Source organism: Streptomyces glaucescens, from assembly GCF_000761215.1.
Taxonomy (GTDB): Bacteria; Actinomycetota; Actinomycetes; order Streptomycetales; family Streptomycetaceae; genus Streptomyces; species Streptomyces glaucescens_B.
This window is the reverse complement of record NZ_CP009438.1, coordinates 1,038,042-1,063,275: the sequence shown is the minus strand read 5'-3', so window position 1 is coordinate 1,063,275 and position 25,234 is coordinate 1,038,042. Positions and strand designations below refer to the sequence as shown.

General features: G+C 71.6%; 21 protein-coding genes. 14 read left to right on the top strand and 7 right to left on the bottom strand.

Translation table 11 applies throughout. The annotated features are described in order from the left end of the window. The first annotated feature begins 11 nt into the window (after nt 1-11). A complete protein-coding gene (locus tag SGLAU_RS04510; protein ID WP_052413619.1) occupies nt 12-1,652 on the top strand; it encodes a fatty acyl-AMP ligase in 1,641 nt (546 codons plus the stop codon). Nucleotides 1,653-1,967: 315 nt separating this feature from the next. Continuing rightward, nucleotides 1,968-3,698, top strand: coding sequence for a fatty acyl-AMP ligase (locus SGLAU_RS04505; RefSeq protein ID WP_244315177.1), 1,731 nt, complete (start codon nt 1,968-1,970; stop codon nt 3,696-3,698). A gap of 109 nt (nt 3,699-3,807) precedes the next feature. Here SGLAU_RS04505 and SGLAU_RS04500 read toward each other — a convergent pair whose 3' ends face one another. Next, a complete protein-coding gene (locus SGLAU_RS04500; protein ID WP_052413618.1) occupies nt 3,808-4,719 on the bottom strand; it encodes an alpha/beta hydrolase in 912 nt (303 codons plus the stop codon). A 440-nt stretch (nt 4,720-5,159) separates the two neighbouring features. Between SGLAU_RS04500 and SGLAU_RS04495 the strand changes: the two genes are divergently transcribed. From SGLAU_RS04495 to SGLAU_RS04485, 3 genes are all read left to right on the top strand, one after another. Then, entirely contained in the window at nt 5,160-6,959 is a 1,800-nt protein-coding gene (locus SGLAU_RS04495; protein ID WP_043498557.1) for a carbamoyltransferase, read from the top strand. A gap of 72 nt (nt 6,960-7,031) precedes the next feature. Continuing rightward, nucleotides 7,032-7,334 carry a hypothetical protein gene (locus SGLAU_RS04490; RefSeq protein WP_159072764.1) on the top strand — a complete coding sequence of 101 codons (303 nt, stop codon included), beginning with the start codon at nt 7,032-7,034 and terminating at the stop codon, nt 7,332-7,334. A gap of 837 nt (nt 7,335-8,171) precedes the next feature. Then, nucleotides 8,172-8,864, top strand: a complete 693-nt coding sequence (locus SGLAU_RS04485) for a TetR/AcrR family transcriptional regulator (protein WP_043498553.1) — start codon at nt 8,172-8,174, stop codon at nt 8,862-8,864. Between the two features lie 118 nt (nt 8,865-8,982). Here the strand turns inward: SGLAU_RS04485 and SGLAU_RS04480 are convergent, their stop codons facing one another. The 4 genes from SGLAU_RS04480 to SGLAU_RS04465 form a co-directional block, all read right to left on the bottom strand. Beyond that, entirely contained in the window at nt 8,983-9,516 is a 534-nt protein-coding gene (locus SGLAU_RS04480; protein WP_078957594.1) for a flavin reductase family protein, read from the bottom strand. Next, nucleotides 9,513-10,832, bottom strand: coding sequence for a cation:proton antiporter (locus SGLAU_RS04475; RefSeq protein ID WP_043498551.1), 1,320 nt, complete (start codon nt 10,830-10,832; stop codon nt 9,513-9,515). The genes SGLAU_RS04480 and SGLAU_RS04475 overlap by 4 nt, the downstream gene beginning before the upstream one ends. Nucleotides 10,833-11,361: 529 nt before the next feature. Then, nucleotides 11,362-11,907 carry a winged helix-turn-helix transcriptional regulator gene (locus tag SGLAU_RS04470; protein ID WP_244315176.1) on the bottom strand — a complete coding sequence of 182 codons (546 nt, stop codon included), beginning with the start codon at nt 11,905-11,907 and terminating at the stop codon, nt 11,362-11,364. A gap of 152 nt (nt 11,908-12,059) precedes the next feature. Continuing rightward, nucleotides 12,060-12,719 carry a TetR/AcrR family transcriptional regulator gene (locus tag SGLAU_RS04465; protein WP_043498549.1) on the bottom strand — a complete coding sequence of 220 codons (660 nt, stop codon included), beginning with the start codon at nt 12,717-12,719 and terminating at the stop codon, nt 12,060-12,062. Between the two features lie 293 nt (nt 12,720-13,012). Between SGLAU_RS04465 and SGLAU_RS04460 the strand changes: the two genes are divergently transcribed. Continuing rightward, nucleotides 13,013-14,365, top strand: coding sequence for an MFS transporter (locus SGLAU_RS04460; RefSeq protein WP_244315175.1), 1,353 nt, complete (start codon nt 13,013-13,015; stop codon nt 14,363-14,365). Between the two features lie 496 nt (nt 14,366-14,861). Here the strand turns inward: SGLAU_RS04460 and SGLAU_RS04455 are convergent, their stop codons facing one another. Beyond that, on the bottom strand, nt 14,862-16,472 hold the full coding sequence (locus SGLAU_RS04455) for a (2,3-dihydroxybenzoyl)adenylate synthase (RefSeq protein ID WP_043498548.1): 1,611 nt from the start codon (nt 16,470-16,472) through the stop codon (nt 14,862-14,864). Between the two features lie 121 nt (nt 16,473-16,593). Here SGLAU_RS04455 and SGLAU_RS04450 point away from each other — a divergent pair, with 121 nt between their 5' ends. The 8 genes from SGLAU_RS04450 to SGLAU_RS04415 all read left to right on the top strand — a co-directional run bounded on the left by SGLAU_RS04450 (nt 16,594) and on the right by SGLAU_RS04415 (nt 24,194). Continuing rightward, the gene (locus tag SGLAU_RS04450) at nt 16,594-17,361 is read left to right on the top strand and encodes a thioesterase II family protein (RefSeq protein ID WP_244315174.1); all 768 of its coding nucleotides are present in this window, start codon (nt 16,594-16,596) and stop codon (nt 17,359-17,361) included. Continuing rightward, nucleotides 17,358-18,104 (top strand): SDR family NAD(P)-dependent oxidoreductase, encoded by a 747-nt coding sequence (locus SGLAU_RS04445; protein WP_043498546.1) that lies wholly within the window; start codon nt 17,358-17,360, stop codon nt 18,102-18,104. The genes SGLAU_RS04450 and SGLAU_RS04445 overlap by 4 nt, the downstream gene beginning before the upstream one ends. A gap of 50 nt (nt 18,105-18,154) precedes the next feature. Then, on the top strand, nt 18,155-19,402 hold the full coding sequence (locus SGLAU_RS04440; RefSeq protein ID WP_043506264.1) for a pyridoxal phosphate-dependent aminotransferase: 1,248 nt from the start codon (nt 18,155-18,157) through the stop codon (nt 19,400-19,402). A 73-nt stretch (nt 19,403-19,475) separates the two neighbouring features. Beyond that, entirely contained in the window at nt 19,476-21,044 is a 1,569-nt protein-coding gene (locus tag SGLAU_RS04435) for a tryptophan halogenase family protein (RefSeq protein ID WP_078957590.1), read from the top strand. Nucleotides 21,045-21,226: 182 nt separating this feature from the next. After that, a complete protein-coding gene (locus tag SGLAU_RS04430) occupies nt 21,227-21,832 on the top strand; it encodes a response regulator transcription factor (protein ID WP_159072763.1) in 606 nt (201 codons plus the stop codon). A 344-nt stretch (nt 21,833-22,176) separates the two neighbouring features. Further along, a complete protein-coding gene (locus tag SGLAU_RS04425; protein ID WP_159072762.1) occupies nt 22,177-23,184 on the top strand; it encodes a hypothetical protein in 1,008 nt (335 codons plus the stop codon). 124 nt (nt 23,185-23,308) lie between these two features. Next, a complete protein-coding gene (locus SGLAU_RS04420) occupies nt 23,309-23,536 on the top strand; it encodes an MbtH family protein (RefSeq protein ID WP_043498542.1) in 228 nt (75 codons plus the stop codon). Nucleotides 23,537-23,705: 169 nt separating this feature from the next. Beyond that, complete coding sequence (locus SGLAU_RS04415; protein WP_052413614.1) at nt 23,706-24,194, top strand: winged helix-turn-helix domain-containing protein; 489 nt, start codon at nt 23,706-23,708, stop codon at nt 24,192-24,194. Between the two features lie 93 nt (nt 24,195-24,287). On the opposite strand, the gene SGLAU_RS04410 is transcribed toward SGLAU_RS04415, so the two are convergent. Next, nucleotides 24,288-24,995, bottom strand: coding sequence for a tryptophan 2,3-dioxygenase family protein (locus tag SGLAU_RS04410; RefSeq protein ID WP_244315319.1), 708 nt, complete (start codon nt 24,993-24,995; stop codon nt 24,288-24,290). Between the last annotated feature and the right edge of the window lie 239 nt (nt 24,996-25,234).

Sequence of the window (25,234 nt, the reverse complement as noted above, 5' to 3'; positions counted from 1 at the left end):
TCTTGCACGCGTTGCTGGCCGAGGCGGAGCGCGGTTCCGACGGATCCGCGGTCACGCTGATCCCGGAACCCGGCCGCGAGGAGACCCTGCGCTACGACGCCCTCGTCGAGAACGCCGCCCGGTGCGCGGCGGCCCTCGCCGAGCGGGGCGTCGGCCGCGGCGACCGGGTGGTGCTCTGCCTGCCGACCGGCTCGCGGTTCATCACCGCCTTCTTCGGCACCCAGCTGGCCGGCGCCATGCCCACGGCCATCGCCGTACCGCTGCGCTTCGGCGGCGCCGCCGGCTTCGAGGGCCAGCTCAAGGACCTCGTCGGCTATCTGCGCCCCGCCGCCGTCGTCACCACGTCCGCGGTGATCCAGGCCCTCGACGGCCTCTTCGACACCCCGCTGATCGACGGCGAGGAGCTCTATGCCCGCGCCACCGCGAGCGACGCCCCCCAGCACCCGATCCGCCGTCCGGACGGCGACGACCTGGCCCTGATCCAGTGCACCTCCGGCTCCACGGGCAAGCCCAAGGGCGTGATGATCTCGCACGCCCACCTGGCCGCGAACTGCGAGCAGATCGTCGACGTCCTCGGCTGGACCCGTGCGGACACGACCGTCAGCTGGGCCCCGCTCTACCACGACATGGGCCTGATCACGGGCCTGCTGTGCCCGGTCCACGTCGGCGGCGACGCGGTGCTGATGTCCCCCTCGCGGTTCCTGCGCGCCCCGGTCGAGTGGCTCCAGTACATCAGCCACTACCGCGGCGCCTTCGGAGCCGCCCCGAACTTCGCCTACGGCTACCTCACCTCCCGCGTCCGCGACGAGGACATGGAGGGCGTGGACCTGTCGTCCTGGCGCGGGGCGCTCTGCGGGGCGGAACCCATCCAGCCCGTCACCGTGCAGCGCTTCGTCGAGCGCTTCCGCCGCTGGGGCCTGCCCGAGAGCGCCTTCGTCCCCGGCTACGGCATGGCCGAGGCGACCCTGGCCATCACCAGCACCCGGCCGGACGCGCCGTTCCGGTACGACTCCATCGACCGGCAGTCCGCGGTCGGCGGGGGACGGGCCGTCGACGTCGACCCGGACAGCACCGAGGCCCTGCACATCGTCGACTGCGGCAAGCCGGTGGCCGGCACCGAGGTGCGCATCGTCGACGACGAGGGCCGGCCGCTCGGGGAGAACGGGATCGGGCACGTCCAGTTCCGCGGCCCCTCGCGCACGTCCGGGTACTTCGACCTGCCCGAGGAGACCGCGGCGTGCGTCGACGCGCCCGACTGGTGGCGCACCGGGGACATCGGCTACCTGCGGGACGGCGCGCTGCGGATCACCAGCCGCGCCAAGGACCTCGTCATCATCCGCGGGGCCAACTACTTCCCGCAGGACTTCGAGCAGGCCGCGGAGACCGTGCCCGGTGTCCGGCTGGGCGCGGTGATCGCGGTCGGGCACCGGGCCGAGGACGCCGACTCCGAGGAACTGCACCTGATCGTCGAGACGGAGCTGGACGCGGAGCACCACGACGCGCTGCGCCAGGCCGTGCGGTCCGCGGTCAGCTCCCGGACCGGCGTGGCCCCCGCCGAGATCCATCTCGTTCCCAAGCGCAGCATCCCCAAGACGACCAGCGGGAAGCTCCAGCGGGCCAAGGCCCGCGAGCTGTTCGTCGCCCGGCCGTAGCGCCGGGCCGCGCTCGCCGGACGGGACGGCCCGGGGCCGTCCCGGCACGAACGTCGGCGGCACCGCCGCCGACCGCCGGTCACCGGCGCCCGACGCACCACGAGGCGCCCGGTGGCCAGGCCACCGCCATCCCTCCCGGTGCCGGCTCCCCCTCCGGGGCCGGGAGGGACGGCGTCGACGCAACGCCCAATGACCGCACAACCCACCTTGACGAGGTACTTGCCGGCCGTCTTGGCGGTACCGGGCCGTGCACACGGCGGGAAAGAGGAAACCAGAGTCATGGTCGATCTACCGCACGCTACCGATGCTGCCGCGGTGATTCGTGAGCACGCGCTCACGACGCCGGAACGCACCGCGGTGATCCTTGTTGACGACGTGGAGCGGACCGACGGCGACACCCGGTGGTCATACGCTCAACTGGACGCCGAGGCCAGAAAGATCGGCTCATGGCTGCGGGCCCGCTACCCCGTGGGCACCCGGGTGCTCCTGCTGTACCCGACCGGCTTCGACTTCGCCGCCGCCTACGTGGGCTGTCTGTACGCCGGCGTGGCCGCCGTCCCGGCGCCGCTGCCCGGCCGCTACCGGCACGAGCAGGCGCGGGTGACCGGCATCGCGCGGAACGCCGCGGTCTCCGCTGCCCTGACCGACGCGGAGAACCTGCCCGAGGTGCAGGCCTGGGTCGACGGCGAAGGACTCACCGGCACCCGGGTGCTGGCCACCGACAGCGCCGGCCTGGCGGACCCGGGCGAGTCCTGGACGCCCGAGGAGCTGGACCAGCAGAGCCTCGCGATGCTCCAGTACACCTCGGGTTCCACCGGCGACCCCAAGGGCGTCACCCTCACCCACGGCAACCTGCTGCACAACGTGGACAGCCAGCGCCGCGCGTTCGCGATGGGCGCCGGCACCCGGCTGGGCGGATGGATTCCGCACTACCACGACATGGGGCTGCTCGGTCAGATCCTGCCCGCCCTGCTGCTCGGCGGCACCTGTGTGCTGATGCGCTCGAGCGCCTTCCTGAAGCGGCCGCACCACTGGCTCCAGGTGATCGACAAGTACGGCATCCACCTGTCCGCGGCCCCCAACTTCGCCTACGAACTGTGCTGTTCCCGGGTCAGCGACGAGCAGCTGGCCGGGCTGGACCTGTCCCGGTGGCGGGTGGCCGTCAACGGCTCGGAGCCGATCGACACCGCGGTGCTGGACGCGTTCGCGAAGCGGTTCGCGCCCGCGGGCCTGCGGGACGACGTGCTGTGTCCCTGCTACGGCATGGCCGAGTCCACGGTCTTCGTGTCGGGCGTGGCGTTCCGCAAGGCCGTGGTGACCACGGTGGACGTGGACCGGCTGCGGGAGAACCGCTTCGTCCCGGCCGAGAGCGGCGCCGACCTGGTCGGCTGCGGTGTCCCGAGCGACTGCGACCTGCTGATCGTCGACCCGGGCACCGGTGAGCCGCTGCAGCCGGGCGGCATCGGCGAGATCTGGCTGCGCGGCCCCAGCATCGGCACCGCGTACTGGGGCGACACCCCCGCGACGGAACGGGCCTTCGTGCAGGGCGGCTATCTGCGCACCGGCGACCTGGGCACGCTGTTCGACGGCGAGCTGTACGTGACCGGCCGGCTCGCCGAGACGGTGACCGTGTACGGCCACCACCTGTACCCCCAGGACATCGAGCGCCGGCTGCGCGAGCACCACCCCGAACTGGGCAGCGTCGGCGCCGCGTTCACCGTGCCGCTCGCCAGGAGCGGCGCCGAGCCCGAGGACGTGCTCGTCGTGACCCACGAGGTCACCGGACGCCCGGCCGAGGACGTGCTGCGCCGGCTGGCCGACGGCATCAAGGAGACGGTCGACCGCGAGTTCGGCATCCCCGTGGGCGGGGTGGCCCTCCTGCGGCGCGGCGCGGTGCGGCGCACCACCAGCGGCAAGATCCAGCGGGTGGCGATGCGCGGGCTGTTCCTGGACGGCGAGCTGAGCCCGATGTACGCCGACTACGGGCAGCCGGTGACGGACGCGCTGGGGGCCTGGCGGACGAGCCGGTCCGCGCGGGACAGGTGACGGGCCGTCCGACGGGCCGCCCGGTGCGGCACCGCCCCGCCCGGCCGTCGGGCCGGGCGGGGCGGTGGCACGGGGCGCCGGCGGGCGAGTGCCCGCCGGCGCCGCTCGCTCAGCCCTCCCCGAGTGCCTCGGCGTACGTGGCCGGGGCACTCTCGCGTCCCTCCCGTGCCGACCGCAGCACCGCGTCCAGCTCCTCCAGGACCCGCCGGGCGCAGACGGCCGCCGCCGGCACGATGTCCTGCATGAGGAAGTAGCCGTGCACCAGACCGGGACCGGGCACGTGGCGGACGGCGACGCCGTCGACGCACAGCTTGTCGGCCAGCTCGACGCCCTCGTCGTGGAGCGGGTCGAACTCGGCCGTGCCGACCACCGCCGGCGGCAGGTGCCGCAGATCCGCGCCGAGCAGGTCGAGGGCGGGTTCGGCGCGCTGCTGCGGGTCGGGCACGTACTGGTCGTAGGACCAGGCCATGTCGTCGACGGACAGCAGGTAGCCCTCGGGGTGCGCACCGGCCGCGGCGAAGCGCAGGCTGGGATCCGCCGGCGGGTACAGCAGGAGCTGCGCGGCGAACTCCACGTCGCCGGTGTCGCGCGCGTCCATGGCCACTCCGACCGACAGACTGGCTCCGGCGCTGTCCCCGGCGATGACGTGGTCGCGGTCCGGGAAGGCGCGGCTCGTCCAGCGGGCCGCGGCGATGGCGTCGAGCAGGGGAGTGGGATAGGGGAACTCCGGGGCCCGCCGGTAGTCGGCGGAGACGACGACCGCGCCCAGCGACTCGGCCACGATGCGGCACACCCAGTCGTGGCTGTCGATGTCGCCCAGCACCCATCCGCCGCCGTGCAGATAGGTGATCACCCGGCCCTCGTCGGACGCGGGGGTGTAGACCCGGACCCGGAACGACGACCCGTCCGCGGTGCCGACCCGGTGGTCGGCCGTCGTGACGGCGGGGCCCGCGTCGCCGTCCGGGCGGCGGGGGCGGATCGCGTTGGCGAGATACCGTTCGCGGGCCTGCTCGACGGTCATGTCGCGAAGGGAGGCCGGGGGGCCGCCGGCGCGTTGCCAGGTGATCAGGTTACGAAGTATGCGGTCCAGTGGCATGGCAGCCTCTCCCAGGGACTGGTTTGATGCTGAATACGGCGCATACGTTTGCCGCCGGCAATGCAATGGCAGCGATGTCGGGAAGGCGTGTGTTCGACTCCGCCACGCGCTCCGATTGTAAGCGACCGATCATCTCACAGCCTTTCGCCGAGCTGTGAGAAACGCACTTATAGCGGTGTGATCCGCACATTGCAACCGGCTGATCCGCGTCGGTAGCCTGGCCGGGAAATTCGGTAGGCAAAAGACGCTCGAATTATTTCCGCACTTGGAAAGTCCGGCACGCAGCCGTCCGACACCGTCAGGGCTCTGTTCGCCGGCTGGCGGACCGTGCACGCGACGCAGCAGAACAGAGAAGGAAATTTGTCATGATTGTTCTGGGTTGCAACGGGTTCACCCGGGGCGCAGAAGTCTTCGCCGACAAGTTCGGCGCGGTCGGGACGGAGAAGCACTACATCCTCGGCCATGACGCGGGCGCAGCGCTGTTGGTGGACGGCAAGCTGGTGGCTGCCGTGGAGGAAGAGCGGCTCAACCGGGAGAAGAAGACCTCCGACTTCCCGATCAACGCGGTGCAGTGGTGCCTCGAGAAGGCCGGCATCGAGTTCTCCGACATCGACCTCATCGCCATCCCGTGGAATTTCTCCAACGAGGTCTTCGACGCGACCATGCACGACCTGGCGTCGGCTCCGCTGCCGCCCATGGAAAAGGTCGACCGGCTCGCCCGCATCGGTGAACTGTTCGACAAGGCCCTCGGTCGCGAAGCGATTCTCGCCGACTTCGCCGCCCGCACCGGATTCACTCCCGACCCGGAGAAGGTGGTGTTCGTCCAGCACCACCTCGCGCACGCGATGACCGGTTACTACATGGCGGGAATGAAGGACACCGCATTCCTCATCAGTGACGGTCGCGCCGAGCTTTTCTCCTCGCTGACCGGTGAAATACGCGACGGCAAGATCCGCGTCTTCGAAGAGTCGATCATCAGCGCCAACGACTCGCTGGGCAACCTGTTCGCCTCGATCACGCGCTTCCTGGGCTTCGTGCCGAACAACGACGAGTACAAGGTCATGGGCCTGTCCGGGTTCGCCGAGGCGCCCTCGCCGAACCCGTTCCTGGAGCACATCGTCCAGCTGCACGAGGGGGGCCGCTACTCCCTGGTCCGGCCGCACGACCTGGAGAACCCCCGCTGCTTCGACGGCCTGTTCGAGAAGTGCTTCGGACCGTTCCAGGACACCCTGGAGTACAAGGCCAACATCGCCGCCGCGGCGCAGGACATGCTCACCGCCGTCACCAGCCACCAGCTGCGCGCCCTGGAGTCCAGGACCGACCTGAACCACCTGCTCTTCGAGGGCGGTCTGGCGCTGAACTGCGTCAACAACACCCAGCTCCTGGAGGGTTCGCGCTTCGAGGACATGTCGGTGAGCTTCGGCGCCAGCGACACCGGCGTCGTCATCGGTGCCGCCGTCCACGCCTGGGCCAACCACCCCGACAACACCGCCGAGGTCAAGTACGCCGACACGGTCACCCCGTACGTGGGGCCGGAGTACGACGAGGCGACGATCGAGAGCACCCTGCGCGAGTTCGGCGACCGGGTGGAGTACACCCGCATCCCCGACGGCGAGGTCGCCGACCAGGTGGCGAAGCTGCTCACCGAGAAGGTCGTCATCGGCTGGTTCCAGGGCCGGCTGGAGCACGGCCCGCGGGCGCTGGGCCACCGCAGCATCCTGGCGAACCCGAAGTTCGCGGACATCAAGGATGTCATCAACACCCGGGTGAAGCACCGTGAGCCGTTCCGCCCGTTCGCGCCGATCGTGCTGGAGTCGGACGCGGACAAGATCTTCGAGATGGGCCGCAAGAAGCGTTCGCCCTACATGACGTTCGTGTTCCCGGTGCGCCCGGAGTACCACAACATCATCCCGGGTGCGACACACGTCGACGGTACGTCCCGGGTGCAGACCATCACCGACGAGGACACGCCGCTGCTGGCGACGCTGCTGCGCCGCTTCACCGCGCTGACCGACGTGCCCTGCCTGATCAACACGTCGTTCAACGTGGCGGGCGAGCCGATCGTGTGCTCCCCGGCCGACGCGCTGAACTGCTTCCTGGGCACCGAGATCGACTACCTGGTGCTCGGCAACTACCTCGTCACAAAGACCGGTCAGGCCGCCTGACGTCCATGGTCCGTCCGCCGGGACGCCGCAGTGCGGCGCCCCGGCGCCGGGGTAGGGGAAGGGAGTCTTTCTATGTCTGCCGTCCATGAGACGGCCGTGGAGCTCACGACGGTCGTCCAGCATCTGGAGAAGCTGGCCTGGGAGCTGCGCGACGCGAGCCGGCGCCGCATCCCCGCGGAGGTCAGCGCGGCCTGTGACGCCCTGAACTGCGCGGCCCTGCTGCTGCGCACCCACCAGGACGTCGCGGACGGCCACACGGCCCGGATGGATCTCCTGTACGAAGCCGTCGCCTTGGCCCGCAGCACCGTGGAGGCGACGAAAATGGCGTGCCGTGAGCACGCGGGAGCACGTTCCCGGGCCGGCAACCGCGGCTGAGCACCTCGCGCCGTCCGCGGCGCGCCCGCCCGCACCGGTGACACACCGGCCCTGGTCCGCCGACGGGCCCGGGCGCCCTCGCGCCCGGGCCCGAGCCGGGGGAGCGCGGCCGGTGCGCCCGGTGGCGAGCCCGGCCCGCAGGCGGCACCGCCGCGGTCCGGGGGCGTTCGGCGGCACCTGCGTCCCGTGGCCGGTGGGCCCGGCGCTGGAGCGCGTCCCACGAGAACCGCGCCCGGCGCACCCGCCGAGAACCGCTGCGCACGCCGCCGGACCGTACGGCGCGCCCGGCCGCACACCACCGGCACCCCGGCCGATCGCCGGGACGGGCCTTCGGGGAGCACCGGCCGGCACCGCCGTCCCGCCCGGATGCGCCCGGCCGCGCCCAGTGCGCTGCCACCCGGGTCACAGCGGACACGGTTCGCTCGGCGCGACGGGACGACGGGACGCCCGGACGTGGCAGGGCCGAGAGGGCCAGGCGCCCGGCACCGCCTCCGCGCGGAGCGCCGGTCACTCCTCGCCCGTTCGGTCCCGGCGCCGCCGGACGCCGGCCCTCGCGGCGGCTCCGCCCGGTCGCGCCCTGCGCGTGCGCCGGTCCCGGCGCCGTGGAGCCGGTCCCGCAGCGGCGACGCCCGCTCACCCACCCGATCCGGTGCGGCCGGGCGGCCTCACGACCGGCGACCGTGCCGGGGCCGGGTCGGCCCGCGCCCGGTGCGGCCACCGCCCGCGGTGCCGGCTCCTCCGGGCGCCGAGGACGGCAAGTGCCCCCGCGCGCCCGGCCGGTTGAGCCACGCGGCGGTCGACACGTCATCACCCCAACGGTTTCGGAAAGCTGGTCTCATGGAGTCCTGGAGTCAACGCCCCGGCCGGCTGGGCCGGCCGCGCCGTCTGTCGCGGGAGGCGATCCTCAGCAGCGCCGAGCGCATCCTCACCGAGGAGGGGGCGGAGCACCTGTCCATGCGCCGCCTGGCGAAAGAGATGTCCAGCACGCCGATGGCGCTGTACTACCACGTCAAGGACAAGGACGAGCTGCTCACCCTGCTGCTGGACGCGCGGACCGAGCGCCTGCCCCGCGCCGAACTGCCCCACGAGCCGCGCGAACGGCTCCTCGCGGGCGCGCGGACCCTCCACGGGATGCTCGCTGACTGTCCCTGGGCGGTGGAGGCGGTGACGTCCGAGGACCATGTGAGCGCCTCGGCGCTGAGACTCGTGGAGAGCATGATCGACGCCGCGGTCGCCTGCGGGATGAGCCACGAGGAAGCCGTCTATGCCTACCGCGTCATCTGGTACTACACGATCGGTGAGCTGCTCGTCCGCCTCAACCGGGAGCGGGCCCGCCGCAAGGGCGAGGACACGCCCTGGGAGCGCGCCATGCTGTCCCTGGACCCCGACGCCTTCCCCCTCCTGGCCCGGCTGCGCGACCAGTGGGTGGAGCTGGCGGCGGGCGACCACCACCAGCGCGGACTCGAGGCGGTGGTCGACGGGCTGCTGGCCCAGGGCGCCGTATGCCCCGGCACGGCCGGGCACCCGTGACCGCCCGGGCACGTCCCGGCCCGCGGCCGGGAGGGCCCCGCACGACACGCAGGCCGGCAGGGCGAACGCCCTGCCGGCCTCAGTGTGTGCGGCGCGCCGCGCCGGCCGTCCCGGGGCGTCAGCTCCCCGGCCACGGCCTGAACTGCCGCAGCCCGTACAGCAGCGGCGACCGCGTGCGGTGCCGCACGATCCTGCGGGTACGGCCGAACACGGTCACGTGGTCGCCGACGGCCTGGGTCAGGGAGACCGTGCAGTCCGCCACCGTGTGGGCGTCCCGCACCAGATGGGGACCCGAGGCGTCGGCGTCCTGCTCCCACGGCAGCAGGTCGAAGCGGTGCGGGTTGCCCGAGGCGAACAGCTCGGCGGCGTCCTGGGCGCCCTCGTGCAGCAGGTTCACCGTGAAGGCGCCCCGGTCCAGGACCGCGGCCAGGGTCGGGCTGCCCGAACGCAGGCACACCAGCAGCGTGGGCGGGGCGAGCGAGACACTGCACACCGACGAGCAGGTCATCCCCCAGGGCGCTCCGGCCCCGTCGACGCTGGTGACCACGCACACCCCGGTGGGGAAGCCGCTCATCATGGTCCGGAACTCGTCGGGCGTCGCCTCGGCCACCGTGGGCTGGGGCGTGGCGGCCGCGGCCGGGTATTCGGTCATCGGGTACTGCCTTCCGTCGCTACGGAGCGGGGGAGTTCGGAACGGTCCGGTACGCTGCCGCGTCGCTCGGCGCGGTCGACGAGACCGAGCAGCGGTCCCGTCATGGCCGTGGTCGCCAGGGCCATCACCACCAGGGCGAGGACCATCGGCGCCGGCAGGATGCCGGCCCGGTGGCCGGCCTCGATCACGATCAGCTCGGTCAGGCCTCGGGTGTTCATGAGGACACCGATACGGCGCGCCGGTGCGGGCCCGGTGCCGGCCAGCCGGGCCCCGGCGTAACCGCCGAGCAGCTTGCCCGAGCAGCCCAGCACCAGCGTGCCGGCGATCAGCGTCCAGGACGCGGCGCTGAACGCGTCGATGAGCACGGTGACCCCGGTGACCACGAAGAAGACCGGTGTCAGCATCCGCCCGGTGTGCGACACGGCGGTCACGGGCTCGGTCCAGGGGGCCGGGCCCGCGTCGGCGGCCGCCGCGTCCTCGCCGGGGATCGCCAGACCCACCAGCGCGGCGCCGACGATGGCGGTCATGCCCAGGTGCTCGGTGAGCAGGGCCGTGCCCAGCGCGGCACCGCCGAGCAGGACCGCGGTCGTCCGCGGCAGCCGGCGGCACAGCCGGCGCGCGGGCGCGGTGCGCAGCCCCAGCCGCAGCAGGAGGGCGCAGCCGCCGCCCGCGAGCAGCGCGACGGCGGGCTCCCACAGGCCCGACAGGTCGTCCGCGCCGAGCCCCACGGCGAGCGTGAGCATGATCCAGCCCAGTCCGTCCATGACGATGGCGGACGCGAGGGCGAGCCGTCCCTCGGCCGACTCGCTCAGGCCCCGGTCGCCGAGGATCCGGGACAGCACCGGGACGGCGGTGATGGACAGGGTGACCGCGACCATCAGGCAGAAGGCGGGCAGCGGCACCTCGCCCCGGGCCGCCGTGTCGCCGGTGAGCGCGATCAGCCCCACCAGCAGCAGCCCCGTGGCGAGGGGCACCACGAAGGCGCCGGCCACCAGCGCGGACAGCGCCCGCCGGGGCGGGCCGCCCGGCCCGGGCCGCAGCTTGTGGGCGAGGCCGACGAGATAGAGCACGAGTCCGGTCTGCCCGACGAAGGTGAGCACGTCGAGGACGGCGGCCGGCAGCAGCGCGTCGAACAGCGCGCGGTCGGACAGCGCGAGCACGGCGGGCCCGACGAGCAGCCCCACCGTGACCTCCCCGACGACTTCCGGCTGGCGCAGCCGGCGCGCGGCGTTCCGCCCCAGGCGGGCCAGGAGCAGCACGACGGCGAGTGCCGCGGACACGTGCGCGGCACGGGAGAGCAGGTCCGATACGTCCATGGCGGTCAGGGCCTTTCGTGGCCGTTCCGGCGCGGTCGGTCCGACAGGGAGGGCTCCACTGAGGGGCAGAGGGGCAGAGGGGGCAGAGAGGCGGAAGGGCGGAGGACAGAGGGGGGCAGGAAGGCGGAAGGGCGGAGGACAGAGGGGGGCAGGAAGGCGGAAGGGCGGAGGGGCAGAGGGCTGGAGGGCGAAGGAGACAGGAGCCGGGGACGGGGAGGGCATGGGCCTCACGGCGGCGGACGGCCGGTGGTGCGGGGGCCGACGGCCGCCCGCCGTGCCTGCCGGACCGCACGGGCCCACGACGCCCGCGGGCCGGGTCCGGACCGGGTGCTTCCGAGGACCGTGCCGTCACCCGCCACGGGACGGGGGCGGGACCACGGTGAGCCGCGGTCCCCCGGGCTCCGGCCCGTCGCGACGGCCCGCCGCGCCGACCGCGGCGACGGCCTGTCCGTCGGCAGGTGCCGGCGGAAGCCGTGCGGCGGTCACCGGGACGAGCCGTCCGCCAGGTCGCGGCCCGGGGACGAGCGGCTCAGTGCCGCGCGGGGACCTCCGGATAGCGGGCGCTGATCTGCGCGCTCGCCCGGGGGCCGCGGGCGAAGACGAAGCCGGGGGTGTCCAGCCGCCGTCCGGTCAGCCGGTCCACCACGACCGGGTCCGCCTCGGCGCCCGTCTCGGCGTCGACCAGGACCAGGCTGCGGTCCTCGGGGGCGAGCAGTCGGTTCCCCCAGGCGGCCATGACCAGGATGAGCGGGCGCAACGCGCGGCCGCTCTCGGTGAGCCGGTAGGCGCGCTCCTGGGGGTCCGCGGTCTCGTCCGCGGTCTCCAGCAGGCCCCGCGCCACGAGGTCCGCGAGCCGGTCCCGCAGGACGTCCGCGGGCGTCTCCAGGTTGTGGCGGATGTCCGCGAAGCGGTCGTGGCCGTCGAAGACCTCGTGCAGGATCTCCAGAGTCCACCACGGGCCGACGGCCTCGACGGTCCGCGCCAGCGGGCAGTCGGGGATCCGCGCCTTCGGGCCGGCCGGGCGCGCCGGCTGCGCACGCCCGCCGTCCACGGTGCTCAAGAGATCGCTACTCACCGTCAACTCCCCTTGGCGATCGGCATCGTCTGGTTCCTAGCCTGTGACGTCACCGCCGCCGTGGAGGACGACCGGAAAGAAAAGGGCAAGACCCGGGACGCGGTAGCCGGGCGTAGGCCCGTCCACCGCGTCCGCCGGGGTACGGCCGCTCGTCAGCGGCTCGGCACCCGGGGCGTCGTCGAGGTGGCCTGGGCCAGCAGTCCGTCGACGAACGCGCTCAGGGCGAGCGGATAGGTGTCCTGCGCGGCCAGCTCCGGCCAGCGGTGGCCGAGGGCGGCCAGCCGGGGCAGGCGGGCCGGGTCGAGCCCTTCTATGAACGCGTCCAGGCCGGCGGGCCGTTCGTCGTCCGCGCGCTGCCCCGCGGAGTGCGCCCGGACCAGGATCTCGCCGACCGTGTAGTACCAGATGCTGCGGAAGACGTGGACGGCCTGCTCGGGCGTGCACCCGTGGTCGACCGCCCCGCCCACGATGGCCTCGACGAGTTGCAGGGCCGAGTTGCTGAGCCGGCTGATGAAACCGTCCGTGGTGAGGACCTCAGCGGCCCACGGCCAGGCGGCGAGGGCGTCGTGGATCGCCACGGCGGCGGCGATGATGCGGTCCCGCGGCTCGCCGGGCAGCTCGGGGATCGGGATCTGGTCCGCGTACTCGTGGATCAGCAGGAACAGCAGGTCTTCCTTGTCCCGCACATGGTGGTAGAGCGTCGTGGCCCCGATGCCGATCTCGGCGGCCAGCCGGCGGATCGTCAGTTTCTCCCAGCCGCTCTGATCGATGAGCCGGCGGGCCGCGTTCAGGATCTGCGTACGAGAGGTCACGGGTGGCCGGCCGACTCGGCCGTGCGCTGCTTTGGTTCGGGGCACCGTCCCATCATGCCCTTCCGTGAATCCGGGGGTGGCTCCGGCCTTCTGCGCTCGACAGCGGCCTGCCCCCAGTGCTAATTTCAGAACGTGTTCGAAAATACTCCAGACTCGAGACCGTGGAGGGATGAGTTGCGGTGACAAACACCGAATCTGTAGGTGGGACGGCCGTCGACCGGGCCGCCAATCCGGGGTTGACCCTGGCCGCGGTTGCTGTGGTGCAGTTCATGGTGTCGCTGGACCTTTCGGTCGTGAACGTCGGACTTCCGGAGATCGCCTCCGGCCTCGGCTTCAGTGACGCCGGCCTGACCTGGGTGATCCACGCCTACGCGCTCACCTTCGGTGGCCTGCTCCTCCTGGGCGGCAAGATCGCCGACCGGTACGGCCACAAGCGGATCCTGCTGATCGGCCTGCCCGTGTTCGGCCTCGCCTCGCTCATCGGCGGCTTCGCGCAGGAACCAGGCCACCTGGTGGCCGCCCGTGCCGTGCAGGGCGTCGGCGCCGCCACCCTGGCCCCGGCCGCGCTCGCCCTGCTCACCTCGACCTTCCCGTCGGGCAAGGCGCGGGTGAAGGCCTTCGGCGTGTGGAGCGCGATGAACGCCGCGGGCGGGGCCCTCGGCGTGCTGATCGGCGGCGTGCTGACCGAGTACGCCGGCTGGGAATGGGTGATGCTCGTCAACGTCCCCATGGCCGCCGTGGCCCTGGCCCTGGCCTGGCGGGGTGTCGCCGCGGATCCGCCGGCCCAGCGCCGCGGCCGTCCGGACGTGCTGGGCGCCGTCCTCGCCACGGCCGGCATGACCCTGCTCGTGTTCGGCGTCGTGCGCACCGACCAGCACGCGTGGGGCTCGTCGGTCACCCTCACGACCCTGGCGATCGCCGTCGTCCTGCTGGCCGCGTTCATCTACGTCGAGCGGACCACGGCCCGCGACCCGCTGATCCGGCTCGGCCTGTTCAGCAACCGCTCCGTCGCCGGTGCCAACAGCTACAACCTCCTCCTCGGCGGCGCGATGGCCTCGGCCTTCTACTTCGTCTCGCTCTACCTCCAGCGCGTCCTGGGGGAGGGCCCGGCCATGAGCGGCATCCAGTTCCTGCCCTTCGCGCTGGGCGTGATCGTCGGTTCCGTGATCGCCATCAAGCTCGGCTACCGGGTCCCCGCCCGGACCCTCCTGGTCGGTGGCGGACTGCTGACCGCGGCCGGGTTCGCCTGGTTCGGCATGATGAGCGCGGACGGCTCCTTCCTGGCCGACGTGCTGGGCCCGTCGATCGTCACCAGCATCGGGTTCGGCCTCTGCCTCGCCCCGGTGGTCTCGACGGCCACCGTCGGGGTGGCCCCGCACGAGACGGGCACCGCCTCCGGCATGCTCAGCAGCACCCGCCAGATCGGCGCCTCGCTCGGTCTGGCCGCGCTCGGCACCGCCGCCACCCACCGCACCGGTGACACGGCCTCGCTGGAGGCCCTCAACGACGGCTACGCGCTGGGCATGACCATCGGCGCCGTGATCCTGCTCGCCGCCGTCGTCGTCGCCTTCACCGTCCTGCCGCGCACCGGCCCGGCGAGCCAGACGGAGGACGAGAAGGGGGAGCTGGTCCCCGAGCGGGAGTGACGGTCCGGTCATGCGGGCCCTTTCCACCGGCAGGCGGTCACGGATCGACGTGACCGCCTGCCGTCGCGGGCACCGGTCCCGGCGCGCGTCCCGCAGCCGGCACGTGTCCCGGTGCCGGTGCACGTCTCGGTCCTGGCACGGGTCCCGGTCCCGGTGCACGTCTCGGTTCTGGCATGGGTCCTGGTCCCGGTGCACGTCTCGGTTCTGGCATGGGTCCTGGTCCCGGTGCACGTCTCGGTCCTGGCACGGGTCCTGGTCCCGGCGCATATCTCGTGGCCGGCACGTGTCCCGGTCCGGGCACCCGTCTCCGCGCCGGCCATGTCCCGCTCCCAGGCACGGATTCCGGACCCGGCCCATGTCCGGGTGCCGGCACGGATCATGGACTCGCCCCGTGTCCCGGTGCCGGCGAACGGCCTGGTGCGCATGCACGTCCGCCCGGCGAGCTGCTCCTCGCCGGGCGGTTCGCACGCGCCCGCGGGGCGGGCGCCGGCTCGGTCTACGGCCGAGCTGCCTTCAGGGCCTTCTTGTCGATCTTGCCCACCGGAGTCCGAGGCAGGTCGGAGACCACGATCAGCTCGTCGGGCAGTTTGTACGATGCCAGCCCGCGACCGCGGATGTGCTCCCTGATCGTGCGCAGCGTGACCGGGGTCCGCTCGGTGTCCGCGTCGGCCGTGAGCACCACGAAGACACAGAGCCGCTCGTCGAGTTCGTCGTCCGGGACGCCGACCACGGCGGTGTCCCGCACCAGCGGGTGGGTCAGCACATGGCCTTCCACCTCCTCGGCCGACACCTTCTCGCCCAGGTGGTGGATGATGTCCTTCAGCCGGCCCTCGATGACGACGTTCCCGTCCTCGGTCATCCGGGCCAGGTCGCCGGTGCGGTAGAAGCCGTCCGCGGTGAACGACCGCCGGTTGTGGTCCGGCGCGGCGAAGTAGCCCCGGATGGTGTACGGGCCGCGGGTGAGCAGTTCTCCCGTCTCGCCGGGAGCGACGTCGTTGTCCTCGGTGTCGACGATCCTGATCTCGTCGTCCGGGCACACCGGCCGGCCCTCGGTGCCGAAGACGACCTCCGGCGGGTCGTCCCGGCGGGTGTGGGTGATCAGCCCCTCACCGATGCCGTACACGTTCATCAGCCGGCATCCGAGGCTCTCGCTCACCCGGGCCGCGGCGGCGGGCCCGAACTTCGAGCTGCCGACCTGGATGGTCACGCGGGACATGTCGACGGGGGTGCTCCGCGCCGCCTCCGCCCACAGCAGGGCCAGCGCCGGCACCAGCGTGGTGAGGGTGACCCCCTCCTGCTCGATCAGCGGGAACACGTGGTCCGGGCTGGGGTTCGCGGCGAGGACGGCCTTCCCGCCGAGGAGCACCGCGCCGAGGGCGCCGGGGCAGCCGAGCGCGGCGTTGTGCGGCACGGGGTTGGCGGCGAGGTAGACACCGCTGTCGTCGAAGTCGACCACCCGCGCGCAGGCAGAGATGTTGTACGCGTAGTCGTCGTGCGTCCGCGGGATCAGCTTCGGCACACCGGTGGTCCCGCCCGACAGCAGCAGCAGCGCCACCTCGGAGGAGTCGACCGGCGGCAGCTCCCGGGCCGCGGACCCGGCGAGCTCGGCCAGCGGGGTGAAGCCGTCCGCCTCACCGGCGATGACGACGTGCTTCATGCCCGGGGCGTCGCGGCGCACCTCGCGGGCCAGTTGGCGGAAGTCGAAGCCCTGGAACCGGTCCGGGCCGACGTAAGCCACCGCGTCCGAGGAGCGCGCCAGGTGGAGGATCTCGTCGCGGCGGTGGCCGGGCAGGGCCATCACGGGGATCGCGCCGATGCCGAACAGCGCGAGGACGGTGGTCAGGAAGTCGATCCTGTTGGGCAGGTGCACCACGACCCGGTCACGGCTGGAGACGCCGAGGTCGAGCAGCCCGGACGCCACCCGGTCGGCCTCCTCCGCCAGTTCGGCGTAGGTGACCCGGCGCGTCGCGTCCACGGCCGCGATCTTGTCGGGGTGGCGGCCGGCCCGGTCGGTGAGCAGCTGCCGCAGCGAGACACCTTTCCAGTAGCCGGCGCGGCGGTAGCGTTCGGCGAACTCGGATGGCCAGGGCACGAACCCGTCCAGCATGCGTCCTCCTAGGTTGTGGCGCCTTCAGGTTCGGCCAACCGGTCCGCGGGCCGCGTCGACCCCGACAGAGCTTTGACAGATTGCCGCGGACCCGCCTCCGGTTTCGGTGAAGCTCGGTGGCGTGAATGGCATACGAACGGGTGACCGAGGGTGGGTGCGGGTCATCGGCGAGGTGGCGCACCCGGCCGGCCGGCTGGTCTGCTTCCCGCACTCCGGGGGCACCGCGGCGGCCTATCGTGCCTGGCCGCGGGCGCTGCCCGGGGACTGGGAGCTGCTCGCCGTACAGTATCCGGGGCACGCCGACCGGTTCGCCGAAGCACCCGCGGACAGCGTCGCCGAGATGGCGTCCGCCGTCGCCGGGGAACTGCTGCGACGGGATCCGGTTCCCTGCTCCCTGTTCGGGCACAGCCTGGGCGCCCTGGTCGCGTACGAGACCGCCCGCGTGCTGCAGGACCACGGCCGGCCCGCGCACCGCCTGTTCGTGTCGGGGTCACCGGCGCCGTCGCGCGCCGGGGGCGGCACCACGCACCGCGCCACCGACGACGAACTGTGGGCCGTACTGGGCGAACTGGGCGGCATCGACCCGGCCGTCGCGGACGACCCCGAACTCCGTGAGCTGCTGCTGCCGGTGGTCCGGGCCGACATCACCCTCAACGAGACGTACCGGCCGGCGCCGCACCCCGAACCGCTGCGGTGCCCGGTGCGCTGCTACTACAACACCGAGGACCCGCTGGTCGACGAGGAGCGAGTCGCCGCCTGGGCCGAGGTCGGCACCGGCCCCTTCACCGTGCGGCCCCAGCCGGGCGGGCACTTCCGGCCCCTCTCGGACCCCGGCGAGCTGATCACCGACCTGGCCGCGGCCCTCGCGGAGAGCGAGGCCGTGCGATGACCCTGGACGGGAAGTCGGTGGTGATCACCGGCGCTGCCACCGGTATCGGCCGGGGCATCACGGAGTGCGTGGTGAAGGCGGGCGCCCGCGTGACGCTCGTCGGCCGGCGGGAGGAACCGCTGCGCGACCTGGCGGACCGGTACGGACCCGCGGTCGCGTACGTGGCGCAGGACGTCTCCGCGCCCGGCGCCGCCGAACGGATCGTCGCGACGGCGGCCGACCGCTTCGGCGGGGTCGACGCGGTGGTCAACAACGCGGGTCTGGCCCGCTTCGGGCGGCTCGACGAGAGCGACCCCGCGCTGTTCGACGCGATGTTCGCCGTCAACGTGCGGGCCCCCGCCGAACTGGTCCGCCGCGCCCTGCCGCACCTGCGCGCCCGCCGCGGCAGCGTCGTCAACATCTCGTCCGTCGGCGCGGTGCTGTCCATGCCGGGGCGGTCCTTCTACGGCGCGACCAAGGCCGCCCTGAACAGCCTCACCCGCTCGCTGGCGAGGGAACTCGCCCCGGACGTACGGGTGAACGCCATTATGCCCGGACCCGTGGACACCCCGATGTGGAACGAGACCGGGCTGGACGAGGCGGCCACCGAGCGACTGCGCGTCGACCTCCGGTCGTCGACCCCGATGGGGCGGTTCGGCGAGGACACCGAGATCGGCCGATGGGTGTGCATGCTGCTCGACCCCGAATCGTCCGGCTGGGTCACCGGTGCGCTGATCCCCGTCGACGGTGGCCGCACCGCATGACACATCGCGCGAGTCCGAAGAACACTCAACGGAACGAAGGTGCTGTGAGCGTGAGCCAAGAGATCCTGTCCGCCGCCGAATCCATCCCCTCCTCGTGTCTGCACCGCATCTTCCGGGCCGCGGAGAAGCGGGAGGAGGAGTCCGGCGTCGCGGTGACTAAGCTGCACGTCGGCGACCCCTACTTCAATCCGTCCGACGATGTCGCCGAAGCCTTCATGGACGCCGTGCGGCGGGGCGAGACCAAGTACACCGGTGTGGAGGGCCTGCCCCAACTGCGGGCGGCGGTGGTGGAGAAGCTCCGCGCGGACAACGAGGTGGACAGCGCGGTCTCCCGGCTGCTGATCTCGCCCGGTTCCTGCCAGGGCCTGGCCGCCCTGCTCCAGTCGCTGGCCGAGCCCGGCGCCGAGATCCTGCTGCCGGAGCTGCACTGGCCGGTCCACCTCCAGCAGAGTCTGCTCGCCGGTTTCCGCCCCGTGCTGTACCCGCTGGGCGCCGACCTGCGGCCCGACCCCGAGGCGATCGCCGCCGCCGCGACCCCGCGCACCCGCGTGCTGCTGATCAACTCGCCGGCCAACCCCACCGGCGTCGTCCTGGACCGAGCGGAGCTCACCGCCCTGCTGGACCTGGCCCGCGGCCGCGGCTGGCAGGTCATCAGCGACGAGGCCTACGAGCACTTCCTCTACGAGCGCGAGCACATCTCGACCGCCTCGCTGGAACGCGACGTCCCGGTCGACGAGCGGATCGTGCACAGCGTGTTCAGCTTCTCCAAGAGCTTCGCGATGACCGGGTACCGGCTGGGTTACGTGGCGCTGGCCAACGACCGGGCCGCCGACGTGATGAAGGTCGTCCAGGAGGCCAACATCATCGGCACGTCGACGCCCGTGCAGTACGCGGGGATCGCCGCGCTGAACAGCCGGGCCGACTCGACGGCGGCCAACCGCAAGCTGGTGCAGCGCAACCGGGACGTGGCGCTGCCGCCGCTGATCCGGGCCGGGCTGCTGCGGGAACTGCCGGCCGGCGGATGGTACGCGATGCTCGACGTGGCCAGGACCGGGCTGGACGCCGAGACCTTCGCGACCCGGCTGCTGGAGCGCAAGGGCGTCGCGGTCGTTCCGGGCGAGGGCTTCGCGATGCGCCCCGACGTCGACGAGCGGGGCCGGGTCCGCTCCCACGACTACGCGCCCTGGGCCCGGCATCTGGTCCGGATCGCCTTCTGCGTCGATCCGGTGGCGCTGGAGACCGGCGTGCGCGGGCTTCTGGAGTTCGTCGAGGAATGCGCCGACGGCGGGGCCGCATAGCCGGCCGGGCCGGTGACGGCCCCATCCGAGTTCATGGTTGATACCGGGTCAGTGCGATGGAAGTGAGGACATAATGGCCAAGAGCGTTGTCATCGTGGGCGGCGGTACGGCGGGCTGGATGACCGCCTCGTATCTGAAGGCGGCGTTCGGCGAGCGGCTCTCGGTGACTCTCGTCGAATCCAAGAACGTGCCCACCATCGGTGTCGGTGAGGCGTCCTTCAGCACGATCCGCCACTTCTTCTCCTACCTCGGCCTCCAGGAGACCGACTGGATGCCGGACTGCCACGCCACCTACAAGCTGGCCATCCGCTACGACAACTGGCGGGCCGAGGGGCACCACTTCTACCACCCCTTCGAGCGGCCGCGCGTGGTCGAGGGCGTGTCGCTCGCCGACTGGTGGCTGCACAAGCGGCCCAGCGAGGACTACGACCGGGACTGTTCGGTGATCGCCGCGCTCTGCGACGCCAAGCGCTCGCCGCGCCGGCTCGGCGGAGCCCTGCTGGCGCCCGAGCTGGGCGCGCAGGACCCGGTCTCCATGTCCCGGTCCACCATGGACGAGCAGAAGACCCAGTTCCCCTACGCCTACCAGTTCGACGCCACGCTGCTGGCGAAGCTGCTCACCGGATACGGCACCGACCGCGGGGTCCGGCACGTGCTGGACGACGTGGTCGACATCGCGGTCGACGAGCGCGGTCACATCAGCCACGTCCGCACCAAGGAGAGCGGCGACCTCGCGGGCGACCTCTTCATCGACTGCACCGGCTTCCGCGGCATGCTGCTCAACAAGGCGCTCGGTGTGCCCTTCATCTCCTACCAGGACACCCTGCCGAACGACAGCGCGGTCGCGCTGCGCGTGCCCATGGAGATGGCCGACCAGGGGATGGGCCCCTACACCCGGGCCAGCGCCCAGGCGGCGGGCTGGATCTGGACCATCCCGCTGCACGGGCGGGTCGGCACCGGTTACGTCTACGCCAGCGACTACTGCACGCCGGAGGAGGCGGAGCGCACGCTGCGCGCCTACTGGGGGCCGGCCGCGGACGACCTGACCGCCAACCACATCAAGATGCGCATCGGCCGCAGCGAGAACTCCTGGGTCAACAACTGCGTGGCGATCGGCCTGTCCAGCGGGTTCGTCGAGCCGCTGGAGTCGACGGGCATCTTCTTCATCCAGAACGCCATCGAGCAGCTGGTGAAGCACTTCCCGGGCGGCCCGAACGACGAGCAGCTGCGCAAGTCGTACAACCGCCAGGTGGCCAACGTCATGGACGGCGTGCGGGAGTTCCTCGTGCTCCACTACGTCGCCGCCAAGCGCAACGACAACGACTACTGGCGGGACGCCAAGACCCGCAGGATGCCCGACGCGCTCGGTGCCCGCATCGAGCAGTGGCAGGCGAAGCTCCCCGACCCGGACACCATCTTCCCCTACTACCACGGGTTCGAGCCCTACTCGTACACGGCGATGATCCTGGGCCTCGGCGGTCTGGACGTACGGCCGCTGCCCGGCCTGGCGATGATGGACGACGTCGCCGCCGAGAAGGAACTGCGGCTCGTCCGTGACCAGGCCAAGTCCCTGGTGGAGACGCTGCCGAGCCACTGGGACTACATCGCGCACCTCAACGACCGCGCGGGGGCGCGCGCGTAAGGACCGCAGCGGCCGGGAGGGAGCCTGAGGGCTCCCTCCCGGCCGTCTGCCGTATCTACGCGCGTCATATCACCGAAACGGAATCCTCCGTTTTTCCGGCGGGAGAGATTGCGCCACGGAGGGATTAATTTTCGTACGCGTATGCTATCGTTATGCGGTCCCAGTTGATGGAGGGGAGTCGAGTGGGAATCGATGTCATGGTTTTCGATGACCTGCATTTGTCCCGATCCGCGCTCACCGCATTGCTCGAGCAGCGCGACGAGATCAGGGTCACCGGGTCGGTGGACAGTAATCTCGCCGCCCTGGAATTCGCCGAATTGCATCGCCCCGACGTGGCGATCATCAGCTTCGAAGGCCGGGACAGGGAAACAGTCGAGATCGCCGAGAAGATAGCGAGCCTGCCGCACTGCCGGACCCTGCTGCTCGCCACCGCGTGCACCCGCTCGGTCGTCCGCCGGGCCTTCACCGGTGAGATCTCCGGAATGCTCCGGCGCAGTGCGCCGCCGCGCCGGCTGTTCGAGGCCATACATCTGGTCCACCAGGGAGAACGCGTCTTCGACGCGGAATTGACGGTCGCGGCGGTGGCCAACGGCGACTGCCCCCTGAGCATGCGGCAGCTGTCCGTGCTCGAACACCTTTCCCGTGGTGACACCGTCATGGAGATCGCCGCCCAGCTGTGCCTGTCCGAAGGTACCGTGCGCAACTACCTCTCCGACATGGTGACGAAACTGGGCGCACGCAATCGAATCGACGCATTGCGTATCGCGCGGGATTCCCACTGGATCTGAAAGAGCTCTCCGGGGCGAGGCCCCTTCCGCGGCCCGGTCCGCACCGCGGACCCCGCGCCCGCGTCGGCGCGGCGGGCCTTCGCGCGGCCGCCCGGCCGGCGCACCCGGCCCCGCCCGCGGGCGCGCCCGCGCGCGGGGGGAGTGCCGCACGGTGCCCTGTCAAGGATTCGTTCCTCCAGTCCGCATATGCAAAACGCACAGTGACGAATGTGGAGTGAACCTGTCCTGACGTGATCTCCACTGTTAATGTCTCAATCGCCTCTTGCGCTCCGGGCGAATGAGGACTGGTAATAACTCGTGCTTTTTCGAGCGCATTGCATCGATGACTTGCGCCGGTCGCCGGCGTGGTTATTCTTCGGGGGAGATGGGTCGTGCCGTATCAAGCCGAAGCTGCCGGTAGTACGTCCTGGGAGAAGGTAGCGGATTCCATCGAGTTCATTCCTGCCGAGTATTCGGTGAAGTCTTTGCCGGAGTCGGTCGCGCGGGAGATGCTCGGGTGTGAGCCGGGGGATGTGGACCGGCTGGTCGGGGTGGGTCTGCCGTTCGAGGAGCGGGCCGGGGAGCGTTATTTCGACGCGAATGACCTGTACAACCTCGGTATGTATTCGGGTCGTTCGACGACGCAGCCGGAGCTGGCGTTCCGGATGCTGTTCCGGTTCGCGGGGCGGCCGGTGGAGGATCTGCTGCGGCCCAAGACGTGGGACGTGCGGGTCCGGCTGGAGTGTGTGGAGTGTGCCGGTGAGGCGCCGTGGCACTTCGAGGAGCCGGACGTGGTCCGGTTCGGCGGGCGGCTGGAGGATGTGTCGCGGCCGGAGCCGGGTGCGGGGTCGGCGCGGTTCGCGGCGCGGGTGACGACGACGGGTGCGCGCACGCCGATCGTGTCGCCGGTGCTGCGTGAGCTGGTGCGGGAGTACCTGGAGGCGGGGTACCGCTGGCAGATGATCCCGGTGTCGATGCAGTCGGATGTGGAGCTGGTGCACAAGCTGGGGGCGACGAGCTGTATCGCGGCGAGTCTGTTCCTGGCCGAGCGGTTCCGTGCGGCGGGGTACCGGGCGCAGGCCAAGCGTGGCTGGTTCTGCGGTGTGCTGGGTGGTGCGCTGGATCTTCCGCACGCGTGTGTGGAGGTCGTGGACGACGACGGTGCGCTGCGTACGGTCGACATCGCCAAGGCGCAGCTGGCCGCGCGGCTGCCGGACGACACCGAGGCGTTCCGGGAGCTGTGCCTGGGGTCGGTCTACAACAAGGTGATCCCCTCGACCGCGTCCGGCAACGAGCCCTTCGGCCGTCATGAGTGCGGCTCACCGCGCCCGGCCGAGATCCACGCGGACATCCGCGCCGTCCGCCGGAGCTGAAGAACCCTCCCGGGACCGGCGCCGGCGGGACGTACCGGCCCGCACACCCCCGCCCGGCCACCGGGGCGGGATCCGCACAGCCTTTTTCCGCTCACCCATTCACTCACCGAGGGAGCCGCAACCCATGCCCAATCCATTCGACGACGACAGCCGGGAATTCCTCGCCCTGTGCAACGCCGAGGAGCAGTACTCGCTGTGGCCGCAGGACATCGCCGTCCCCGAGGGCTGGCGGGCCGTGTACGGTCCCGCGGCCCGGGAGGAGGTGATCGGCTACATCGACCGGACGTGGACGGACATGCGGCCGAAAAGCCTGCGGGACGCGATGGCCCGCAACGACGGACTGCCGGCGTGAGGAGGGAACGGGCGGGGTGCGGCGCTCGGGGAGGCGCCGCGCCTCGCCGGGGATGATGTGCGCTGATCCGATGGCACGTCGACGGCTGACTGGAAAACGGTGCGGTTGAGAATCCTGTTTCTCGATTTCAACGGACAAGGTTGCTTGGGGGATACCTGTGACGGCAGATGTGAAGAATCGGGTCAAGTTCGTCCGCTGGCCTGCGGAAAGCGAGATACGTGAGCAATGTAAGGTCCGGGGGCACCTCTGTCTGCTGGTCGTCGAGCACGGCGCTCCGCCGCCGGACCAGCTGAGCCTCTACGAGGACTGGGTGCGGCCCCCGATCGTCCAGGAGGACCTCCAGGCCCGCGTCCGCCAGCTGGCGGCCCGGGCCGTACTCAAGTCGAAACCGGTGCTGGACCCGGCGGGCATCCTCTATTTCAAGGACTCGTCCGTCACCCTCTCGCTGACGCAGTGCGAGATGCTGGCACCGCTGGTCGCCCGCTACGGCCAGATCATCTACCGGACCGAGCTGCGGGAGATCCTGGAACACTCCGGATCCAGCTCTTCCAGCAACGCGTTGGACCTGCACGTGATGCGCCTGCGCCGCCGTCTGCAGGTCGTCGGACTGGCGGTGCGCAACGTGTGGGGACGCGGTTTCGTCCTCGAACCCCTCTAGGGCACGAGCACCCGCCGGCCGCGAGCGACGGCGACCAGGTCGAGCGAGGGCGAAGACCGCGCGGCCGTCGCCCGGCCCGGCCGGCCGCGTGGGTCACGAGGTCGCGACGCTGAGCCCGACGTGCGCCTGACTGCGCAGTTCCCGCAGCTCGCCGAAGGGGAGCGAACATCGGCTGAGCAGGTAGTCGGCGCCCGAGGTGCCGCCGGTCCCGGAGTGGCTGCCCATGATCTTCGTGAGCATGCTGACGTGCCCCACCTGCCAGCGCCAGTAGCCGTTGCCCAGGTCGAGCAGCGCCTCGATGATCCGGTAGTGGACGCCCGCGTCGATGCCCCGCCGCGCGAGCCCGGACACGGTGTGCCCGGACCGGGTCACCCAGGCGGTGAACGACTCGTACAGCGGACCGTCCTGCTGGGCGTTGCCGACGAGCCGGGCCAGCCGCTGGAACTGCTCCGACTGAGCGCCGCTCGCCGTGCCGAGCAACTGGCGGAACATGGCGAAGTCGCCCAGCGGCAGCCGGTCGAGGGCGGTCAGCTGGGTGTGCAGCACCTCGATGAGCTTCGCGGACCGCTGCAGGAGGTCGACGATCCACTCCGCGTTGGACGTGTCGTCGGTCGTCGTGAACGCGTCGATGACGGCTTCCAGGTCGGCGATGATCTGCCGCAGCCACAGTTCGCTCGCCTGGTGCGCGATGATGAAGAACTGCTCTGACAGAACAATCGACTTCATATCCGCCGAATCGGCGGTACGCGGTTTCTGGAGGGACAGCAAAGTATCCAGCTCGAGATAGTTCTGATAGGTCACGTCATCGGTCACTTTGATTCCCTCTCTCCGTGACGCACTCGACGATCGTCGACTCGCGGAGTCGGACTCGATCGCTCGTGGCCTGAGGCATCCATACGACGGCTGCGCCGAACCGGCCGGGCAGCGGAGCAGCGTTGCCGGGCACCGCCTCATTATGGGGTGGCCGGCGGCCCCGTGAACCCCGAGGAAAGAGTTCTTTCACGGCCCCGCGGGCCGGTCCGGCCCCATGTCATCGTGAT

What these genes read in the sequence shown, in the direction of transcription:
- SGLAU_RS04500 (WP_052413618.1), bottom strand. Translation starts at nt 4,719, where the DNA reads ATGACCGTCGAGCAGGCCCGCGAACGGTATCTCGCCAACGCGATCCGC.
- SGLAU_RS04495 (WP_043498557.1), top strand. Translation starts at nt 5,160, where the DNA reads ATGATTGTTCTGGGTTGCAACGGGTTCACCCGGGGCGCAGAAGTCTTC.
- SGLAU_RS04490 (WP_159072764.1), top strand. Translation starts at nt 7,032, where the DNA reads ATGTCTGCCGTCCATGAGACGGCCGTGGAGCTCACGACGGTCGTCCAG.
- SGLAU_RS04485 (WP_043498553.1), top strand. Translation starts at nt 8,172, where the DNA reads ATGGAGTCCTGGAGTCAACGCCCCGGCCGGCTGGGCCGGCCGCGCCGT.
- SGLAU_RS04480 (WP_078957594.1), bottom strand. Translation starts at nt 9,516, where the DNA reads ATGACCGAATACCCGGCCGCGGCCGCCACGCCCCAGCCCACGGTGGCC.
- SGLAU_RS04475 (WP_043498551.1), bottom strand. Translation starts at nt 10,832, where the DNA reads ATGGACGTATCGGACCTGCTCTCCCGTGCCGCGCACGTGTCCGCGGCA.
- SGLAU_RS04455 (WP_043498548.1), bottom strand. Translation starts at nt 16,472, where the DNA reads ATGCTGGACGGGTTCGTGCCCTGGCCATCCGAGTTCGCCGAACGCTAC.
- SGLAU_RS04445 (WP_043498546.1), top strand. Translation starts at nt 17,358, where the DNA reads ATGACCCTGGACGGGAAGTCGGTGGTGATCACCGGCGCTGCCACCGGT.
- SGLAU_RS04435 (WP_078957590.1), top strand. Translation starts at nt 19,476, where the DNA reads ATGGCCAAGAGCGTTGTCATCGTGGGCGGCGGTACGGCGGGCTGGATG.
- SGLAU_RS04420 (WP_043498542.1), top strand. Translation starts at nt 23,309, where the DNA reads ATGCCCAATCCATTCGACGACGACAGCCGGGAATTCCTCGCCCTGTGC.